This window comes from Campylobacter sp. P091, assembly GCF_002138935.1.
Classification (GTDB): Bacteria; Campylobacterota; Campylobacteria; order Campylobacterales; family Campylobacteraceae; genus Campylobacter; species Campylobacter devanensis.
Window position 1 is genome coordinate 239,362 of sequence record NZ_MJKZ01000001.1, and the last position, 19,699, is coordinate 259,060.

At 32.4% G+C, this 19,699-nt stretch carries 18 protein-coding genes; 9 read left to right on the plus strand and 9 right to left on the minus strand.

Translation table 11 applies throughout. The features are described 5' to 3' along the window. The first annotated feature begins 48 nt into the window (after positions 1–48). The gene (locus tag CIGNP91_RS01225) at positions 49–1,359 is read left to right on the plus strand and encodes a coproporphyrinogen III oxidase family protein (protein WP_086253135.1); all 1,311 of its coding nucleotides are present in this window, start codon (positions 49–51) and stop codon (positions 1,357–1,359) included. 1 nt (position 1,360) lies between these two features. Here CIGNP91_RS01225 and CIGNP91_RS01230 read toward each other — a convergent pair whose 3' ends face one another. Next, positions 1,361–2,188: a peptidylprolyl isomerase gene (locus tag CIGNP91_RS01230; RefSeq protein ID WP_179187010.1), complete on the minus strand. Its 828-nt coding sequence runs from the start codon at positions 2,186–2,188 to the stop codon at positions 1,361–1,363. A gap of 71 nt (positions 2,189–2,259) precedes the next feature. On the opposite strand from CIGNP91_RS01230, the gene gltX reads away from it, so the two are divergent. Further along, positions 2,260–3,639, plus strand: coding sequence for a glutamate--tRNA ligase (gene gltX, locus CIGNP91_RS01235; RefSeq protein WP_086229406.1), 1,380 nt, complete (start codon positions 2,260–2,262; stop codon positions 3,637–3,639). 190 nt (positions 3,640–3,829) lie between these two features. Then, positions 3,830–5,077, plus strand: coding sequence for a malic enzyme-like NAD(P)-binding protein (locus CIGNP91_RS01240; protein ID WP_086253136.1), 1,248 nt, complete (start codon positions 3,830–3,832; stop codon positions 5,075–5,077). Positions 5,078–5,207: 130 nt separating this feature from the next. Here the strand turns inward: CIGNP91_RS01240 and CIGNP91_RS01245 are convergent, their stop codons facing one another. Both CIGNP91_RS01245 and CIGNP91_RS01250 read right to left on the minus strand, forming a co-directional pair. Next, on the minus strand, positions 5,208–5,648 hold the full coding sequence (locus CIGNP91_RS01245; protein WP_147499070.1) for a DUF411 domain-containing protein: 441 nt from the start codon (positions 5,646–5,648) through the stop codon (positions 5,208–5,210). A 62-nt stretch (positions 5,649–5,710) separates the two neighbouring features. Further along, positions 5,711–7,480 (minus strand): hypothetical protein, encoded by a 1,770-nt coding sequence (locus CIGNP91_RS01250; protein ID WP_086253137.1) that lies wholly within the window; start codon positions 7,478–7,480, stop codon positions 5,711–5,713. A 385-nt stretch (positions 7,481–7,865) separates the two neighbouring features. Between CIGNP91_RS01250 and CIGNP91_RS01255 the strand changes: the two genes are divergently transcribed. Beyond that, positions 7,866–8,540, plus strand: coding sequence for an MqnA/MqnD/SBP family protein (locus tag CIGNP91_RS01255; RefSeq protein ID WP_086253138.1), 675 nt, complete (start codon positions 7,866–7,868; stop codon positions 8,538–8,540). 118 nt (positions 8,541–8,658) lie between these two features. Then, positions 8,659–10,023, plus strand: a complete 1,365-nt coding sequence (gene gdhA / locus CIGNP91_RS01260) for an NADP-specific glutamate dehydrogenase (protein WP_086225327.1) — start codon at positions 8,659–8,661, stop codon at positions 10,021–10,023. A gap of 242 nt (positions 10,024–10,265) precedes the next feature. Here the strand turns inward: gdhA and CIGNP91_RS01265 are convergent, their stop codons facing one another. From CIGNP91_RS01265 to CIGNP91_RS01275, 3 genes are read right to left on the minus strand one after another with little or no spacing between them, the layout of a single operon-like run. Continuing rightward, positions 10,266–11,270: an alanine racemase gene (locus tag CIGNP91_RS01265; protein WP_086243159.1), complete on the minus strand. Its 1,005-nt coding sequence runs from the start codon at positions 11,268–11,270 to the stop codon at positions 10,266–10,268. Continuing rightward, entirely contained in the window at positions 11,263–11,505 is a 243-nt protein-coding gene (gene cmeU / locus CIGNP91_RS01270) for a CmeU family protein (RefSeq protein ID WP_086225325.1), read from the minus strand. The genes CIGNP91_RS01265 and cmeU overlap by 8 nt, the downstream gene beginning before the upstream one ends. A gap of 2 nt (positions 11,506–11,507) precedes the next feature. Beyond that, positions 11,508–12,473: a L,D-transpeptidase family protein gene (locus tag CIGNP91_RS01275; protein ID WP_086253139.1), complete on the minus strand. Its 966-nt coding sequence runs from the start codon at positions 12,471–12,473 to the stop codon at positions 11,508–11,510. A gap of 120 nt (positions 12,474–12,593) precedes the next feature. On the opposite strand from CIGNP91_RS01275, the gene CIGNP91_RS01280 reads away from it, so the two are divergent. Together CIGNP91_RS01280 and pseB are read left to right on the plus strand one after the other, a co-directional pair. Further along, positions 12,594–13,025 (plus strand): copper chaperone PCu(A)C, encoded by a 432-nt coding sequence (locus tag CIGNP91_RS01280; RefSeq protein WP_086229400.1) that lies wholly within the window; start codon positions 12,594–12,596, stop codon positions 13,023–13,025. A 15-nt stretch (positions 13,026–13,040) separates the two neighbouring features. Next, on the plus strand, positions 13,041–14,036 hold the full coding sequence (gene pseB, locus CIGNP91_RS01285; RefSeq protein ID WP_086227258.1) for a UDP-N-acetylglucosamine 4,6-dehydratase (inverting): 996 nt from the start codon (positions 13,041–13,043) through the stop codon (positions 14,034–14,036). Here pseB and CIGNP91_RS01290 read toward each other — a convergent pair whose 3' ends face one another. From CIGNP91_RS01290 to CIGNP91_RS01300, 3 genes are read right to left on the minus strand one after another with little or no spacing between them, the layout of a single operon-like run. Beyond that, a complete protein-coding gene (locus tag CIGNP91_RS01290) occupies positions 14,037–14,807 on the minus strand; it encodes a metal ABC transporter permease (protein ID WP_086232344.1) in 771 nt (256 codons plus the stop codon). A 26-nt stretch (positions 14,808–14,833) separates the two neighbouring features. Beyond that, complete coding sequence (locus CIGNP91_RS01295) at positions 14,834–15,595, minus strand: metal ABC transporter ATP-binding protein (RefSeq protein WP_086228315.1); 762 nt, start codon at positions 15,593–15,595, stop codon at positions 14,834–14,836. After that, a complete protein-coding gene (locus CIGNP91_RS01300) occupies positions 15,592–16,452 on the minus strand; it encodes a metal ABC transporter solute-binding protein, Zn/Mn family (protein ID WP_086253140.1) in 861 nt (286 codons plus the stop codon). The genes CIGNP91_RS01295 and CIGNP91_RS01300 overlap by 4 nt, the downstream gene beginning before the upstream one ends. Positions 16,453–16,553: 101 nt before the next feature. On the opposite strand from CIGNP91_RS01300, the gene CIGNP91_RS01305 reads away from it, so the two are divergent. Both CIGNP91_RS01305 and CIGNP91_RS01310 read left to right on the plus strand, forming a co-directional pair. Continuing rightward, entirely contained in the window at positions 16,554–17,270 is a 717-nt protein-coding gene (locus CIGNP91_RS01305; protein ID WP_086253141.1) for a class I SAM-dependent methyltransferase, read from the plus strand. A gap of 38 nt (positions 17,271–17,308) precedes the next feature. Continuing rightward, positions 17,309–19,696, plus strand: a complete 2,388-nt coding sequence (locus CIGNP91_RS01310; RefSeq protein WP_180383191.1) for a sensor domain-containing phosphodiesterase — start codon at positions 17,309–17,311, stop codon at positions 19,694–19,696. Positions 19,697–19,699: the final 3 nt, after the last annotated feature.

Here is a 19,699-nt window from a genome sequence, read left to right on the forward strand (position 1 = left end):
TATCTGCTATAATTTGCGATTTAAATCAATTTTAAAGAGTTATAGCAGATGAAATCTCTCTCCATAGTCCAAAATTTAGCGCTCAAATATGCAAAATATTCGTTAAATAGATCTTTAAAAACTCAACTAAATTTAGATATATTACAAAATAGTAAAACCAAACTTCCAGATCCAAATATAAATTATATGCTATATGCGCATATACCATTTTGTCATACATTTTGTCCATATTGTTCATTTCATAAATATGCCTATGATGAAAACCTTGCTAAAGAGTATTTTAAAAATCTTCGCCAAGAAATGGAGCAAATCCATGAATTAGGATATAAATTTAACTCAATGTATGTTGGCGGTGGCACAACTCTTATAAATGAAGATGAGCTGATAAAAACCTTAGAGCTAGCCAAAAAGCTTTTTAATATAGATGAGATATCATGCGAGAGCGACCCAAGCCATATAAAACCTGCAAATCTTAAACGCTTTAAAGGATTAATTAGTCGGTTAAGTATTGGTGTGCAAAGCTTTAATGATGATATTTTAAAGCGTGTTGGCAGATATGAGAAATTTGGCTCAAGTGTTGATTTAGTAAATAAACTAAAAAATGCAATTAATATCTTACCGGTTACAAGTATAGACCTAATCTTTAACTTTCCAAATCAAACCAAAGATATGCTACTAAATGATATAAATCTAGCCAAAAGTATTGAAGCGCAGCAAATTACATTTTATCCGTTGATGAAATCAAATTTAACCAAAGACAAAATTGCTTCTACTTTAGGCAATAGTTACAAAGATAACGAGTATGAGTTTTACTCTATTATAGAGGAGAATTTCAAAGATTATCATAAAAATAACGCCTGGTCATACGCTAAAGAAAAATCTAGCCTAAATGATGAATATGTAAGCTCAAAACATGAGTATTTAGGAATTGGAAGTGGTGGATTTAGTTTTCTTGGTGGGGAGCTTTTTATCAATGCGTTTAATCTAAATAAATATAATGAAAAGATTCAAAACCAACAAAGTTCAGTAATTGCAAATTGCAAATTTAGCTCAAAAGAGCGGGTAAAATATCTATTTTTGACCGAAATTTTTAGTGGATTTATAGATATTGATAAATTTAATCAAACAAACAATATAAATCTATATAAAACTCTAAATTTAGAACTCAATCTCTTAAGGCTTGTTGGTGCGATAAAAATTCAAAACAACCATATAGAATCAACTCAATTTGGTAGATATTTATGGCTTAGCTTGATGAAGGAGTTTTATATCGGCATGGATAAGGTCAGAGCTATTTTCAAAGATGATGCAAAGCTTCAAAATAGCTCTAAAATAAATGTAATAAAGAGTCAAATTTAGATTATTTTATATATTTTATATTTGCTTTTACCTTTAATTTATTAAAATAATCCATTATAGCAATCTCTCTTTCTTGTTCTACCATTGCATTTACTACAGCTTGTTCTACTACTTCAAATGGCGGTAAAACTGAGCCACTTTTAGCTACTATATAAAATCTTTCTAACCCCATTGGTCCTTCTAAAATCGGTGTAAATTCACCATTTGGGGTAGTATTAAAGATATAAACTAACCCAGGAGCAATCTCAGATGAACTTAGACTTAAATTCTCTTTTTGCACTCCATTTATTTTTGCTTTATAATCTTTAGCTTGCAAATTTAAAGCCTGTGGATCATTTGAAGTATAACGAATTAGGCTAACCTTATCAAATTGCAAAAACATTCCAGAATTATTTTCATAAAATCTTTTAGCATTTTGTGGAGTGATATTTTGGTTTGGAGTATTTAAAATTCCAGCATAAAGCTTCTCTTTTTTAATCGATATTTCCATATTTTCACGCATTTGTGTTTCACTTGTACCACGAGATTTTATAACTGATTTAAATGTTTCAACGCTCATTTTATTTGCACTGGCTAACTGGGCGATCTTTTGTTCTATTTCTAATTGACTTGCAGTTATATTTAGCTTTTTTATTTGAGCAAGCTCAAGTTTATCTTTTATTAGTAGATTTAGTGCAGCCTCTTTGTTTAGATTCATCTTAGTCATCGTAGTGTTTAGCTCATAAGTCGTAATAGGTTCATTATCTACAGTCGCAACTAAACCACCTACAAATCTAGCATCGGCACAAATAGCCAAAAATAGTGCTGTAAAAATTAAATTTTTTATCATATAAAACCTTTATTAAAGCAAATTTGAGCTAAAATTATATCCAAATTTAAATAAATAATAGGATAATTATAATGCTAACTACAAGATTTGCTCCATCTCCAACTGGATTTTTACACATTGGTGGGCTTAGAACTGCACTATATAGCTATCTTTATGCTCGCAAAAATGGCGGTAAATTTCTACTTCGCATAGAAGATACCGATCTTAAAAGAAACTCACAAGAGGCTACAATTGCTATTAGAGAAGCCTTTAATTGGTGTGGGTTGGATTATGATGGTGAAGTAGAGTATCAATCAAAAAGATTTGATATTTATAAAAAATATATTGATCAACTACTAAAAGATGGCAAAGCCTATAAATGCTACACTACTCAAGAAGAGCTAGCACAGATGAGAGCCGAGGCTGAAGCCAATAAGCAAAGACCAAAATATGATGGCAGATATAGAGATTTTAATGGCACACCACCACAAGGCATTGAGCCTGTAATTCGTATAAAAGCTCCACTTGATGGAGTAATTGAATTTACCGATGGAGTAAAAGGGTATATTAAATTTAACTGCGAGGATATCTTAGATGATTTTATCATCGCTAGAAGTGATGGGTCGCCTACATATAATTTTTGTGTTGTGATAGATGATGCATTGATGGGAGTTACACATATCATTAGAGGCGATGATCACCTAAGCAACACACCAAAACAGATTATACTATATGAAGCACTTGGATTTAAAATTCCAGAGTTTTTTCATGTAGCTATGATCAATGGAAGCGATGGAGCAAAACTAAGCAAAAGACACGGCGCAACAGATGTAATGGAGTATAAAAATATGGGCTATCTACCTGAGGCATTGCTAAATTTCTTAGTGCGTCTTGGCTGGAGCCATGGAGATGATGAGATATTTAGTATGCATCAAATGTTAGAGCTATTTGATCCATATAATTTAAGCAAATCAGCCTCTACATATAATCCATCAAAACTAGAATGGCTAAATGCTCACTACATAAAAACTTTACCATTTGAAAGATTAGCTGATGATATGCTATATTTTGGATTAGATTTTAGGGCAATAAATAAAGGTCAAATGCTACTAGATCTATTAAGAGAGCGTTCAAAAACTCTCTTAGAACTAAAAGCTTCGGCTCTTGCTATCATCAATCAACCAACAAATTATGACCAAAATGCTGTGAAAAAATTTATAAATGATGATAATAAGCTACTTTTAAGCGAATTTGCCAACTCTCTTGGTAATGCCAATATGGATGCTAAGGCAGTTGAGGAGATGACAAATGAATTTCTAACTCAAAAAGGCAAAAAGCTAAAAGATCTAGCCCAACCAATTAGAATAGCAATCACAGGTAGTGCGGTAAGCCCAAGTATCTTTGAAGTTATAGAATTTATCGGTCTTGATGAGTTAAAATCAAGAATCCAAAACTTCCTAAAATCTTTATAAAACTTAGCTAGAGCTTAAGGCTCTGGCTTTTATTTTATTAAATATAGCTTAAATTTACCATTTAATTTACCAAAAGTAACATATAAATAATAAATTTTATCTATTATTTAAATATTTACCTATAATGAAATAAATTTAAGTTATAATTCTATATTATTTTAAAATTTAAAGTTAAATTTAAGGAAAGAATATGAGTTTAAAACAAAAAGCTCTTGATTATCACATAGATGGCAAGATAGAAATCAATGTCAAAAAACCTTGTGTGAGTGCTGAAGATTTAAGTCTAGCATATAGCCCAGGAGTTGCTGAACCTTGTATGGAGATAAGTGCAAACAACGAATTAGCCTACAAATACACAAACAAAGGCAATCTAGTAGCCGTAATCACAGATAGCACGGCGGTTTTAGGCCTTGGCGATATCGGTGCTATCGCTGGAAAACCTGTTATGGAGGGCAAATCTGTTTTATTTAAAAAATTTGCCAATGTAGATGCCTTTGATATCGAACTTGACGAGAAAGACCCAGATAAGATAGTTGAAATTTGTAAAGCTCTAGCCCCAACTTTTGGTGGTATAAACTTAGAAGATATCGCCGCACCAAAATGCTTTTACATAGAGAAAAAACTTCAAGAAAGCGTAAATATCCCTGTAATGCACGATGATCAGCACGGCACAGCTATCATCACAACAGCGGGATTATTAAATGCTTTAGAGATAAATGGTAAGGATATTAGCAAAATTAAAGTTGTAGTAAGCGGTAGCGGAGCAGCCGGAATAGCATGTGCGAAAATGTATCAAAGCGTTGGTGTTAAAAATATAATTATGTGTGATAGCAAGGGAGTTATCCACTCAAAAAGAGATGATTTAACCGAGCAAAAAATGGAATTTGCCATAGATACAGATGATAGAACTTTGGGCGATGCTTTAAGAGGTGCTGATATGTTTTTAGGTCTTTCTAAAGCTAAACTTCTAACGCCTGATATGGTAAAAAGCATGGCAAATAATCCTATAATCTTCGCTCTAGCCAATCCAGAGCCAGAGATCAGACCAGAGATCGCTCATGAAATTAGAGATGATATCATCATCGGCACAGGCAGAAGCGACTATCCAAATCAGGTAAATAATGTCTTAGGATTTCCATTTATATTTCGTGGTGCGCTCGATGTAAGAGCGACAAAGATCACCGAAAATATGAAAATAGCCGCCGCTATTGCCCTAGCCAAACTAGCCAAAGAGAGCGTCCCTAGCGAAGTTTGTAAAGCTTATAATGTCAGTCAAATTAAATTTGGCAAAGATTATATAATCCCAAAACCATTTGACCCTAGGGTTTTATTCACAGTTGCGCCAGCCGTGGCAAAAGCTGCTGTAGAAGATGGAGTGGCACTGGTAAAAGAGTTTGATGAGAGTGCTTATATACAAAGGCTAAAAAATTTATTTTAACTTATAAATTTAGTGATAACTGCTTATAATCATGCAGTTATCACTATCAAAATTAAATTTCATTAATATTTTATATAAATTTTTTCTTAATTTAAATTTATTTAATACTAAATTTAAATTTCATAACAAATTAAATCTTTTTATCACCCTTATAATATCCAAAAATCTCGCTTGAGCCATCCTTTTTCATCAAAATTACAGGATATTTCTCCTCTATTCCTTGCTCCATTCCAGGGCTCCCCATAGGCATACCAGGGGCTGAAATTCCTATCACGCCATTAGGCTTATTTTCTAATAACCAATCCACAGCGCTACTAGGCACATGCCCTTCAATAGCGTAACCATCGATAACCCCTGTGTGACAGCTTTGATACTCATCTTTGATATTTAATTTTTCTTTAATTTTTATAAAATCCTCACTAGCATGAGAACTGATCTTATAGCCATTTTTCTCCATATAACTTTCCCAAAGCCCACAACAACCACATGATGGCGACTTATAAACATGGATTAATCTCTCTTGAGCAAACAAAGGTAAAACCAAAGCAAGAGCAAAAATATACTTTTTCACTATTTTTCCTTTTATATCTTTATAATAATACTTTTTTATAATAAACAGATACTAAAGCTATTTTAAACCCAAATTCTAAGCGGTTTTGGGTAAAATTTATCCTTATCATCTATTAAATTTATATCATTTTGATTATTTGGCATAAATCTAGTGTAAATTTGATCTATGATTATGGTTTTACCATCGTTTGTTTGGAGTGCGAATTTGTTATTTGATAACTTTTTGATTATCTCTACGCCTAGATCTTTTAGGGATTTTATCTCGATTTGCCCTGTGATTTTATCTTGGATTTTAGCTGCGCTCACCACCAAATCTATATCTTGATTTAGCTCTATTTGAGTGGCGAATTTAGCATTTAAATTTAGCTCTATATCAAAAGCCTTACCGCTATCTTTATAAAGCTCATTTACGATTATCTCCCTTCCGCTGTTAAATTTAAGGGTAAATGTGCCATTTTTATTAATTCTTATAGCTGTTAATGCGTCTGTGTCTTTAAGCATATTTGCGGTATTTGCTCTATCTTTTTCAAAGCTATCTTTAACTTTTTGTAGATTTTCTAAGGTGAAGTTAAGTCCGGTCGCAGAGCTAAATTCACGCTCTATAGACAGCATAACGCTAGATTTTACATTTTGATACTTTGCCTTTGTTTCATCATCAAATTCATTTATATAATCATCTCTATTTTTAAGCTCGCTCATATAATCATTATATAAATTCATAAATCTCGTGTATTGTTGATTTTGATAAGAGTTTTTATCGCTATCTCGCCAATAGTACTCTTTGGTTGTTGTATCAAATACATTATTAAAGCCAAAATTTGTAGTATGCGGATAACTCGATAACTCTTCTAATCTATAACTCCCATCAACTCCTTGCTTAGCGTAAGCAATCCCAAGCAATCCATTAAAAGCTCCTGAATTTGAATTTATATCTATCCAGCCATCTTCATCGGCTAATTTTGAGAGCTCGTTTATATCATTCTCATTCATACTTTCATATCTTACTTCAGGCTTAAAAATAGAGTATGGATTATAATCTTTTAGCGATTGTAATGAGTTTTCATAAGCTTCTATTGTTCCATAATTATCTTTTTGAGCTTCAAGTTTTTTCAAGGCATTGCTCTTGCTATCTATGAAATCTTTTAAATTTATACTATCAACTACTTCGCTAAGTTTTTTGATAATCTCATTTCCATCTTTATCATAAGCTCTTATTTTTAATTTATCAAAGTAGGTGTCATTTTTATCTACAAATCCATTTCCATCACTATCAAATCTAAAAAGCTGCGAATTTGAGCTAAAGCTTCCAACCCCTAATCTATCATTATCTCCAGCTAAATCTAAAAATAGCTCCGCTTTACCAAATTTAGTATCAATTAAATTTGAGTTTGCGTAGGAATTTAGGTAGTACTCTTGCGGGATTTTGCCATATTGATAATAATTATTATGAAAAAAATATCCACTATCAAATGTTGGATACTCAAAATCCTCTATGGTCGCAGTGTGTTCTCTTACTTCTGATATACCTTTTATATCTGACACACCAAATGTTGAATTATACAAAGCACCATCTAAAATACTCTTTGTTTGTCTAGTGATAAATTCATCCAATGCTTCTTCTTTGGTTTGTGTTGTTGTTCCATATTTTTGGACTATATTTATGTCTCCGTAAGATCCTGCATAATAATCATAATACTCTATTTTTCTACCAAATCTATCAGTGTTTTCATCTTGTTTTATTTGCTCTGTTTGAGCGAAATTTAGCTCTATTTTTGGCAATTTTTGATTAATTTGAATTTGAAATGTATTTGATGATAGCAAGCTAATATTCATTTTAAACCTTTCTTGCGTTGAGCTTTAGGCGAATTAATCGCCCAAAGTTAATTAATATGCCCTAATATCAGCAACTCTAAGTTCGCCATTATTAAAATAAAAGATAAAATTATCTGCTGAAAAAAGAGCAAAAACTAAAAAATAGTTGCTAAAGCAAATTTTTTCATAAAATCTCTTTTTATTTGAAATATAATCCATAAATCGGCGATAAGAAAAATAGCTTAATATATTTTGATTATTTTAGATACAATCCCTTGCGCTAAGGCTCAAAAATTAAGCAAATTTGGGGTATAATCCATATATTTAATCCAAATTTTAAGCCATAAAGGCTATAAATCTCAGCCCTTAAAGACGCTGAAGATAACACACTATAAAGGGTTTAAATATGCTATTTGGCAAGATTGATTATCTAAATTTGCTTCCATTTCATGTATTTTTAAAGCGCTACCCGCTAAGCAATCAAACTAAAAAATCTATTGAATTCAAAAAAGGCACCCCGGCAAAATTATGCGAAGATCTAAGCAAAAGGCGAATCGATGCTGCCATCATCTCAAGCATAGAGAGCAGAAATCCAAAATACACAAAACTAAATTTAGGAATATGCGCCAAAGGTGCGGTAAAATCAGTCTTAGTGCGTAAAAATAGCCCCAAAAAACTAGACCCCGCATCTAAGAGTTCAAATATGCTTGGTAAAATTTTGTCGCTTAATGGAGAGATAATAATAGGAGATGAAGCATTAAGACAATATATAAAAGATGGTGGGGATAAATTTTATGATATGGGTGAAATTTGGTATCAAAAAACGGGATTACCTTTTGTTTTTGGACTATTTTGCTGTAATAAAAATCAAAATTTGTATAAAAAAATTATTAATCAATTCTTAAGGCAAAAAATAAAGATACCAAAATACATACTCAATGAATATTCAAAAAGTAGAAATATATCACCAAGCCTGATTTTATGGTATCTAGAGCACATTAGTTATAGTGTGAATACCAAAGAAAAAAGAGCTTTAAAAAAATTTATCTCTCTAGCAAAAAAGCATAATTTTTACCCATAAAGTGGGTAAATTTGTAACAATATAACCAAAAATTATCCCAAATTTTTCTATATTCAGATTAAATTTAAGAAAAATTAAATATAATCCAACTACAAACATTTTCACAATAGGAGTTACAATGTCAGTACATGAGTATATCAACCAAACACTTGAAAATATCAAAAAGTCAAGTCCAGGTCAAACAACATTTTTACAAGCCGCTACAGAGGTTTTACATACTTTAGAACCACTTTTAGAAAAAGAGAAAAAGTATCTAGATCACAAAATCATAGATCGTATTGTAATGCCTGAAAGAACTACGATGTTTAGAGTGACTTATATGAATGACAAAAACGAACCTTGCTCACACTTCGGATATCGTGTAGAATTTAACTCTGCTCTTGGACCATATAAAGGTGGTTTGAGATTTCACCCATCAGTATGCCTTGATATCATCAAATTTTTAGGCTTTGAGCAAATCTTTAAAAACTCACTCACAGGTCTTAATATGGGCGGCGGTAAAGGCGGCGCAAATTTCGATCCAAAAGGCAAAAGCGATGGCGAGATTATGAGATTTTGTCAAGCTTTCATGAATGAATTATACAAATTAATCGGCGATGTAAAAGATGTCCCAGCTGGCGATATCGGCGTTGGTGGTCGTGAAATTGGCTATATGTTTGGTCAATATAAAAAACTAACAAATCGCTTTGATGGTGCTTTGACTGGTAAAGGACTAGACTGGGGTGGTAGCTTAGTAAGAGTAGAAGCTACTGGTTATGGCTCAGTATATTTCGCTCAAGAGATGCTTAAAAAACAAAATAGCAGCCTAGAAGGCAAAAAATGTTCAATAAGCGGTGCTGGCAATGTGGCTATATATACAGCTCAAAAACTATATCAACTTGGCGCACTTCCTATAACAGTTAGTGATTCAACAGGATTTATCTATGATAGCGAAGGTATCGATGTAGAGCTATTAAAACGCATTAAAGAGGTTGAGAGAAAAGGCCTTAGCGAATACGCAGCGGCTAAACCTAGTGCGAAATTCACTCCTGTTAGCGAGTATAAAGCTGGTACAAATGGCATTTGGAGCGTTCCATGTGATGCTGCATTCCCAAGTGCTACACAAAATGAGCTAAATTTAGAAGATATCAAAACTCTTTATAATAATGGTTGTAGATTGGTCTGTGAAGGCGCAAATATGCCTAGCACACTTGAGGCTATTGACTTTATGCTTAGCAAAAAAGATTTCTTATTTGGCCCTGCTAAGGCTGCAAATGCTGGTGGTGTGGCAACTAGTGGATTAGAAATGGCACAAAACGCAAGTATGCAAAAATGGACTTTCGATGAAGTAGATAGCAAACTTCACCGCATTATGACAAATATCTTTGAAGCTAGTTATGAAACTTCTGTTGAATTTGGCGTACCGGGCAACCTTGTTCTAGGCGCAAATATCGCAGGATTTAGAAAAGTCGCTGATGCGATGATCGATCAAGGATATGTATAACGACTCTAGCCGACAATGCGTCGGCTGAGCCATTATGTGGTTCAAAATTAAAAATCAAATAACCAAAGAAATTTAATCATCTAAAATCTAAATTTAAATAACAGAATTTTATTAACCTAAAATCACTTAATCTAAAAAATTGATTTGAATTTAATAATCTAAAAATTTATTAACCAAAATTTGGTTAATCTAAATTTACTTAGTCAAAAAATTTAATAATCTAAATCTAAAAATTTAAACAATCACTCTACTACTCTTCTAGCAATCGTAGGGCTAAGTTTGACTAAAATATCATAATTAATAGTCCCAAAAAATTCCGCCCAAATATCAGCATTATCAAATACACAGATTCTCTCACCCATATCAGTAGAACTAAAACTATCCATAGACATCTTGCCTAAAATTGGCTCGCCATTGGCTAAATATAACTCGCCTTTACCATTATAACGAAGCAACCCATCTCCATAGCCAAGGTCATATGTAGCAATATTCATATCATATTTAGCTGTAAATACGCCACCATAGCCCACGCTTTGACCAGCTTTTAATACTCTAGAGCTTACACGATTTGCATATAGCTTTAAAACTTTTTTTAATCCTAAGCTCTCATCAAATCCAGAATACCCAAATTGTGCCATCCCAGCACGAACATACTCATCACCTACATCGCTAGCTCTTTCTATTGCTGCGGAGTTATGAGAATGAAATATAAGTTCTTTATTAAATAGCTCTCTTATCATAATTTTAGCTAGCTCAAAATTATCTTTTTGCACGAAGTAATCTGCCCCATGCTCATCGCTAGCTCTAAAGTGAGTAAAAGCACCTTTTAGATCTAAATTTCGTCTTTTAATAATCTCTATAGCGCTTTTAATCTGACTTACATCTATACCGTTTCTATGCATTAAAGTATCAATAGCAAGATGAATTTGAGTACCAGGCCTAATAATCTCTAAAGCCCTAATATCATTAATAGCATAAATAAACTCACTACTTTCATTTCCAGTTGGCAGATGAGAAAGCACTATAATACTCTTAAATAATCCAGCTAGTTCTCTAGCTTCTATCTCGCTTTTTACGCAGGTTATCTCTATGCCAAACTCTTTTGCAATTTTCCCCATTAAAAGCGCCCCATGCCCATAAGCATTATCTTTTAATACAGAAATTATTCGTTTTTTAGAGCCTACTTTTTTAGCAATTTGAGTAAGATTATGCTCATAAGCACTCTTAGAGAGTAAGATCTCAGACATTAAAACTCAAATCAAATTTTTTATAGATATGTGGTAGCATCTTTCTTACAGCATAATCATATGCGTAAAACTCTTTATATAGTGCTTTTAGACTTGGTTCATTACAAGCATCAAAGTCAAAAGCCGTGCTATTGCCCTTTTTAGGCACACTCGCATCCAAAACTTCAAAAAATCTACCCCTTGCAGCTAAAAACTCTTCTATTTGCTTTTTAACTAACTCTTTATCATCGCTCATTTTTACTCCTCTATTAATATTTTCATCTTATTATTTTCTACAGCCACATATAGCACCTTTTGCCCATCAAAATTATATGTATCAGCTCTATATCTCTCATCAAAGCTCACACGATAAATATTTTTACTATCAGTACTAGGATATGGTACGATTGTAAAGTTTTTAAATTCAATTATCTTGCTTTCATTCTTACTAAATACTCTTTTTTTCATCGCCGAGAATTCGCTTAATTTCATTCCATCAAAACGGCGAAAATCACTACTATAAAAGCTTAAATATCTATCCAAATCGCTTATCGTCCAAGCTTCCTTCCACGCAAAAAGTCCAGCAAAAATCACTGCAATATCTGAAGTTAAAGCTTGCGGATAGCCTTTTTCACTAATTATTACAATGGATTTATTATTTTTTACGACATCTTCAAAGGCTATTAACAGATCATTTTTCATCGCCACACAACCTCTAGTTTCTACTTCGTTTTCTCTTACATCGCCCTCCATCGGATAGCCGTGAATCCAAATCCCGCTACCGGTTCTACTACGCATCTTATCGTATAAATTTGGATATGAAAGACTAAAGGCAACTGGCCCATAATATGTTGTTGGCGGGGTAAATCTACGAGTAATCTCATATGCGCCTACAGGTGTTTTTAGATCACCCTCGGCTAGTTTTTCGCCCATTAATCCAGTGATTATCTCATTGCTTTTTAGCACCTTAATATTACCATTTTCATATCTATTTATTGAAATTTGCTTTGCAGTTTTATCCACTGCAATAATAAGTCTATCGCTATTACTATAGTAGCCGTATGTCAAGTTCATATCTTTTAAATTATTATTCCAGTATTCTGGATTTTGAAGATTTTTTTCTATCTTTTTTTGCACTGCTGTGATACCACCTTGAAGGTATAAGTCTTCTAATTCACCAGCAATCATACAAGCTGAAATTAGTAGCAAAATAAGCTTTTTCACTCTGTTTTTCCTTGAATTTTATAAATTTTTAAATTCCAAAATTATATCAAAATCGGTTGAAAATTAATTTAAATTCCTGTATAATTTGGCCTATTTAAATTTTTATATAAGGATATTGTAATGTTCAAATATTTCTCTTTAGCAGCTATAACTATGCTTACTTTACAAGCTGAAGTTTTATTAGTTGACCCATATGCCAAAGCAACTCCACCAAATGCTAAAAATAGTGCTGCATTTATGAAAATTAAAAATACAAGCAATAGCGATGTTGAATTAATTTCAGCTAATAGCAATATAAGTAAAGTAACTGAACTTCACACTCACATAGAAGAAAATGGTATGAAAAAAATGATACAAATTCCAAGTATCAAAATCCCAGCTAATTCATCAGTTGAACTAAAACCAGGTGGACTTCATATAATGTTTTTAGGTATTCAAAATCAAATCAATGAAAATAGCAATATAGACTTAAATTTAACCTTTAGCAATGGCAAAACTTATGAACTAAACCAAATTCCGGTTAAAAAAGTAATTCCAGCTAAGATGCATTAATATTAGGAGATAGCAGTGTTTAACAATAAAAATATTTTGATAACTGGTGGAACTGGTAGTTTTGGTAAAAAATATACCAAAATATTGCTAGAAAATTATAAACCAAACAAAATAATAATCTACTCACGAGATGAATTAAAACAATATGAAATGGCACAGGAGTTTTCAAGCTCATCAATGCGATATTTTATCGGTGACGTGCGTGATGAAAATAGACTAAACACTGCTATGAATGGTGTAGATTTTGTCATCCATGCTGCTGCGATGAAGCATGTACCAATCGCAGAATATAATCCAATGGAGTGTATTAAAACCAATATTCATGGCGCTCAAAATGTAATTAATGCTAGTTTAAAAAATAGAGTAGAAAAGGTAATTGCTCTAAGTACTGATAAAGCGTGCAATCCTGTAAATTTATACGGTGCTACTAAACTTGCAAGTGATAAACTCTTTATAGCAGCCAATAATATCGCAGGCACAAGCCCAACTAGATTTAGTGTTGTAAGATATGGTAATGTTGTAGGCTCAAGAGGTTCGGTAGTTCCACTATTTAAGCACCTAATCGCAAATGGCGCAAAAGAACTACCAATCACAGATGAGAGAATGACTAGATTTTGGATTACACTTGAAGATGGGGTTAAATTTGTTCTTAAAAACTTTGCTAGAATGCAAGGTGGTGAGCTATTTATCCCTAAGATTCCATCTATGAAAATTATTGATTTAGCTGCGACTCTAGCGCCAAATTTACCTATTAAAATCATTGGAATTCGTCCAGGCGAGAAACTTCATGAAATAATGATAAGTGCTGATGATACTATGCACAGCTTGGAATTTGATGATCATTATGTAATTGGGCCATCTATTAAATTTTATGATAAAGAGGCTGATTTTGCTATTAATAGGCTTGGAGAAAAAGGTCGTGCCGTAAGTAACAATTTTGAATACCGTTCAGATAATAATACTCAGTGGCTCGATAAAGCTTGGCTAGAGACAATGATGAAGAGGATTTAATCACCCTCTTTTATAAAACTCCACTACAAAAAATACCACAGTAGCTACTGCGATAATTGCTGCTCCGCTAGTAAGATCAAAATAGTAGCTAAGTATCAACCCACAAAATATAAATATAGCTGATAAAATCGCAGATAAAACCATCATTATGGCCAAATTTGGACTAAATTTCTCAGCAATATATGGTGGAATACTAAGCAAAGCAATTACTAAAATAAGTCCTACAACCCTAATAGTACTAACTACACAAAGTGCGATTAATGCGCTCATTAAATAGTATAAAAAGTTAACATTTACTCCACGAAGCTTAGCAAACTCACTATCAAAGCAAAAAGCACAAATTTGAGTGTAAAAAAGCAAAGCAAAAGCTATAAAAATAGCATCCAAAATACCCATAAATATCAGATCTTCTGTGCTTACAGCTAAAATCGAACCAAATAGATAGCTCATCAAATCAGCATTATATCCTGGACTAAGATCAACAAAAATAATCCCAACAGCCATCCCAAACGCCCAGATAGCACCAATTACGCTATCTATTCGATCACGATTTTGTCCACTAATAAATGCGATAAGTAGCCCAATTGCTACTGCAAACCCAGCCGCTCCAAGAAGTGGAGATGCGCCTAAAAAAAAGGCTATTCCAATCCCGCCATACGCCCCATGTGCAACACCACCAGCGATAAATGTCATCTTATTTATCACAATAAGTGAACCAATCACACCGCACGCTATACTAACTAAAATCCCAGCAACTAAAGCATTTTGCATAAAGCTAAAGCTTAAAATCTCCACTACTACTCCTTATGTGAAGCACAACCACAACTATTAAGCGCTAGTTCAACATCGCAAAAATGTGTATGACTCTTACTAAGATGATTTATAAACTCTCTATTATCCAAATTTGAAATATCATGAAGCACTACGCTACCACTATTTACATAGGCAACTTTAGTAGCAAAATTCATAGCCATATTTATATCATGACTTATGGCAATTACTCCTACATTTGATTGGTTTATCTCTTTTAATACAGAATAAATTTGAGCTTGGCCTTGCGTATCGATACTAGCCGTTGGCTCATCTAGCATTAAGATTCTAGCCCCACTTACTAATGCCCTAGCAATATAAACTCTTTGTCTTTGACCGCCACTAAGTGCGCCAATTCCCCTGGTGCTAAAATCTTGCATACCTACCATCTTAAGAGCTTGCATAGCCATATTTTTATCTGCTTTTGAATAGAACTTAAATAGCCCACTACGCAGTCTTCCCATCAGTACAACTTCTAAAACACTCATTGGAAAGGTTTTATTAACTGGAATATACTGCGGAACATAGCCAATTAGTTCTTTTGCTAATTTTGGCGGCTTAGAATCTATACTAATTTTACCAGATTGTGGCTCTAATATTCCAAGCATTAGCTTTAAAAGTGTACTTTTGCCTCCGCCATTTGGTCCAATAATTGCTAAAAAATCTCTACTATGGTAGCTAAAATTTAAATTTTTAAAAATATTACCATCATCATAGCCAAAGCTTAAATTTGTAATCTCAATATTCATAGCGAACTTTTAAAAATATCAGCAATTGTATACATATTTTCAAGCCAATTTTTTGATAAATGATTGATTTCTATTAACTTTGCGCCAGTTTGTTCTGCGATTAATTTAGCTGATTTTTGACTAAACTCAGGCGAGATGAAAATCACCTTGATATTTTCACTCTTTGCCATTTTAATAAGCTTTGCAAGGGCAGCAGGCTTTGGCTCTTTGCCACCTGATTCTATAGCGATTTGAGTTAGATTATAACGCTTAGCAAAATATCCCCAAGATGGATGAAAAACCATAAATTTTCTATTTTTTAAATCTTTTAAACTATCTTTTATATAACTATCTAATTTATCAATTTCTTGATTAAATTTATCCAAATTTTGGCTATAGAGTTCGCTATTTTGTGGATATTTTTGACTTAAAGCATTAGCAATTATTTTAGATTGTTCCTTTACCATTATAGGATCTAGCCATATGTGAGTATCAAATTCATGCTTATGTTCTTCATGTTTATGATCGCCATGTTCGTGGTGATCATCATGAGTGATTTTATCATATTTTGGTGTTTTGCCTTGAGTTTTTATAACTTTTAAATTTGGAAATGTCTTGCTAAATTTAGGCAACCAAACATCCTCATATTCTATTCCAACTGCAAAGAAAAGATCGCTATTTTCAAGCTTTTTCATATCGCTAGCTCGAGGCTCAAACGAGTGTGGATCGGCAAATTCTTGAACAATCGTATTAACCTCAACACTACTAGCACCAATTTGCTCAACAAAAAACGCCGTTGGCAAAATACTTGCACTCACTACCGGCTTAGCCCAAATCACTCCAACCAAAAATGCCAAAATCAAGCTAAATCTAACCATATTTTCTCCATAAAATTAAGTGTAAAATTATATCTGATTTGACTTAAATTTATTTAAAGCAAAAATTGATAAAATTTAGCAAACAATCCTAAGGTAGTTATATGCGTGAAATTTGGAATAAAAAGTCCAAAACATATCCTAAATTTAGCCCCATTATGCGTCCATTTGAGACGGAATTTTTCGCTTTTTTGGATGAGTGCGGGGTTAGCTTTGCTGATAAAAGCGTAATTGATATAGGCGCTGGAACTGGCGTATATAGCTTACATTTAGCCAAAATGAGTAAAAGCGTTTTGGCCTTAGATATCAGTGATTCTATGCTTGAGATTTTAAGTTTAAGCGCCAAAGAACACAATATAACCAACATACAAACCGCAAATAACCAAATAAACGATATCAAAGATAATAAATTTGATATAGCATTTTTGACTATGTCGCCCGCACTTAGGAGCGATGAGGATTTTGAGATATTTTATAATCTTGCTAATACGCATATATATATGAATTGGCTCAAACCTAGAAAATCAAATTTATTAGAGCTTTTTAAAAGTAATTCTAATAGACCTGATATGTCAGCACCTATAGCTAAGCTTGAAGAGTTTCTAAAAACCAAAAATATCAAATTCAAATCCAAAATTATAAATGAGAATAGAATTGCCACAAGAAGCTTAGATGATATGGTGGAGAATTTGGCCTGGCATTTAGAGATTAGCGGTAAAAACTACACAAAAGATGAGATAAAAAACAAGATAATAAACCTAGCAAAAGGCGATGAGATCAGTGAGAGCATCGCCACTTGCGTGAAAGTTATGATATTTTGAAAGCAAATATTTTAAAAACTAATATTATAAGAATTGTATTGATATTTTTTGTCTTGGTATGCCTTTATTTTATCATATCAACTGGGCAAATTTTATTAAAAACAGATGAGCGATTATATGATTTTGCCGAATTAAAGCGCTTAAATGAGGAATTGTATCTGCAAATTGACCTCCAAAATATCCATACGACAATTGAAAATACCGAAAATAGTATTAATGAAATCAACACTTTAATGGATAAAATCAGCTCAAATTTTATTATTACAAAACTATTTTATAATGTTGAACATGTTGAACTTTTAGACACATTAAAAAGCAGATTAAAAACCAGAAATGATATCATTAGAAATTATTATATAATCCGTCAAGATATCTCTAAAAGTCTATTTGAGCTAAACAAAGAACTACCAAATACTATAGATTTTAAACAAATGGCACAAGCTTATGCTTTGTTAATCAACTCAAGATTTATATCTGATTTTAATAGAGATGAGTTTGATAGGTATCTAACCAAGCTAATTAACGAGCCAAGGGAGCAGTTTGATTATGAATTTTTAATCAAAATTCAGCATGTAAATGATAACTTAATCACTATTCCAAACCTTAAAATCCAAAACAAAGCACTAAAAATTGAAAGCAAAATTGACCAACTCCTAAATCACTCAATAGAGCATTTTAACTCTGCTTTATATGCGCTTATTACATGTTCAGTATTTTTACTAGTTGTAGCATTTTTAGCTTTGACTAAAAATGGGATTTTAAGCAATCAAAATCGCAGTAATAAAGCTAAGCTAAAGCAGCTTGCCTATCTTATTGATAGCAACCCAAATCAAATAATAATCTTAGACAAATTTGGAAGAATATCAAGTGTAAATAATTCATTTATAAATTCAAGCAGTTTTAGCCAAGAAGATATTATAAATCAAGAGCTAAGTGCATTAAATATGAATATGCAAGGAACTGATATATTTGATGAAATTTGCCAAAGCAAAGATGTTAAAACATATAACGAATTTGTGAGCAAATCAAAAGATGGAATTCTTATCTACGAAAATATAGTTGCGATACCAATGTTAGATGAATTTAATGATATTAGTGGAGCTATAATCCTAAAACGTGATATCACAAAAGAGAGATTAACTAGTAAGGAATTAAACTTCAAAAACGCTCAACTACAAGAGAGTTCAAATATTGATAATCTCACAGGATTAAGAAATTTAACCTCACTCAATGATGCTATCAAAGCCAACCAAAATGGCACACTAATTTATCTAATGATTACAGATTTTGTAAATTTAAGATTTTTTTACCGCTCAGATTTAATTGATTTAATATTTGTAGCAATTGCTAACTCTATCAAACTAGCTATTAGCACTTATAAAATCGACGCTATGGCATATAGAATGCAACTTGATGAGTTTTGTATCTGGTATAAAGGCGATAATATCAAAAAAGATATAAAATATCTTTTAGAATATTTCAAATCCAAAAATATCACCATTCAGACTGAGGGCGGATTTGAGATTTTACCAAATATTTCTATTACCATTGGTATTAGCTCAAATGAAGATAAGCCAAATTTAAATAGACTAACTCAAGCTATTTTAGCTGCTCAAGATGCTAAGGATAAAGATTTAAGTTTTAGTTTTTATAATCACGATAACCCAATAGAGAAAAACTATCAAAAAAACGCCACCATTACACGACTAATTCAATACGCCTTAAATGAAAATAGAGTAATTGTCGAGTGTCAAGGAATATTTGATATTAGAGAAAATAAACCAAAAATTAGCTCATATGAGATTTTAATTCGTATTTTAGATCAACAAAATCAAATTCACTATCCAAATGAGTTTTTAAGTGTGGCCAAGCTAACATCGCTATATCTAGCACTTACCAAGCAAGTTATCAATCGTGCTTTTGAACTTTTAGAGAGATTTGGGGATAAAAAGAGATTTTCTATCAACCTCTCAAGTGTAGATATGATGAATGAACCAGTCAAAAATTTATTTATTCAAAAGCTAGATAGCTGTTCTAATCCACAAAATCTTACCATTGAGATTTTAGAGAGTGAAGGGGTTGATGATTATGATGCTATAAACCCAATTATTCAAGAGATTAAAAATTATGGCTGTAGGCTTAGTCTTGATGACTTTGGTAGCGGGTATTCTAACTACTATAGAATGCTTGAATTAAATATAGATTATATCAAAATAGATGGTTCTATCATATCTAAATTACCATTTGACAAAAATGCTCAAAGCGTGGTAATGACGATTGTAGATTTTGCTAAGCGTCAAGGATATGAAACCGTGGCTGAGTTTGTCTCTACTCCACAAATTTTAGAGATTGTCAAAAATTTAGGCATAGACTACGCACAAGGCTATCTATTAGCTAGGCCGGTATTGCCAAATAATATAGAATAATAG

Bases quoted from the DNA above. Each gene is read 5' to 3' on its own strand.
- CIGNP91_RS01225 (WP_086253135.1), top strand. From the start codon at position 49: ATGAAATCTCTCTCCATAGTCCAAAATTTAGCGCTCAAATATGCAAAA.
- CIGNP91_RS01230 (WP_179187010.1), bottom strand. From the start codon at position 2,188: ATGATAAAAAATTTAATTTTTACAGCACTATTTTTGGCTATTTGTGCC.
- gltX (WP_086229406.1), top strand. From the start codon at position 2,260: ATGCTAACTACAAGATTTGCTCCATCTCCAACTGGATTTTTACACATT.
- CIGNP91_RS01240 (WP_086253136.1), top strand. From the start codon at position 3,830: ATGAGTTTAAAACAAAAAGCTCTTGATTATCACATAGATGGCAAGATA.
- CIGNP91_RS01250 (WP_086253137.1), bottom strand. From the start codon at position 7,480: ATGAATATTAGCTTGCTATCATCAAATACATTTCAAATTCAAATTAAT.
- CIGNP91_RS01255 (WP_086253138.1), top strand. From the start codon at position 7,866: ATGCTATTTGGCAAGATTGATTATCTAAATTTGCTTCCATTTCATGTA.
- gdhA (WP_086225327.1), top strand. From the start codon at position 8,659: ATGTCAGTACATGAGTATATCAACCAAACACTTGAAAATATCAAAAAG.
- CIGNP91_RS01265 (WP_086243159.1), bottom strand. From the start codon at position 11,270: ATGTCTGAGATCTTACTCTCTAAGAGTGCTTATGAGCATAATCTTACT.
- cmeU (WP_086225325.1), bottom strand. From the start codon at position 11,505: ATGAGCGATGATAAAGAGTTAGTTAAAAAGCAAATAGAAGAGTTTTTA.
- CIGNP91_RS01280 (WP_086229400.1), top strand. From the start codon at position 12,594: ATGTTCAAATATTTCTCTTTAGCAGCTATAACTATGCTTACTTTACAA.
- CIGNP91_RS01290 (WP_086232344.1), bottom strand. From the start codon at position 14,807: ATGCAAAATGCTTTAGTTGCTGGGATTTTAGTTAGTATAGCGTGCGGT.
- CIGNP91_RS01295 (WP_086228315.1), bottom strand. From the start codon at position 15,595: ATGAATATTGAGATTACAAATTTAAGCTTTGGCTATGATGATGGTAAT.
- CIGNP91_RS01300 (WP_086253140.1), bottom strand. From the start codon at position 16,452: ATGGTTAGATTTAGCTTGATTTTGGCATTTTTGGTTGGAGTGATTTGG.
- CIGNP91_RS01305 (WP_086253141.1), top strand. From the start codon at position 16,554: ATGCGTGAAATTTGGAATAAAAAGTCCAAAACATATCCTAAATTTAGC.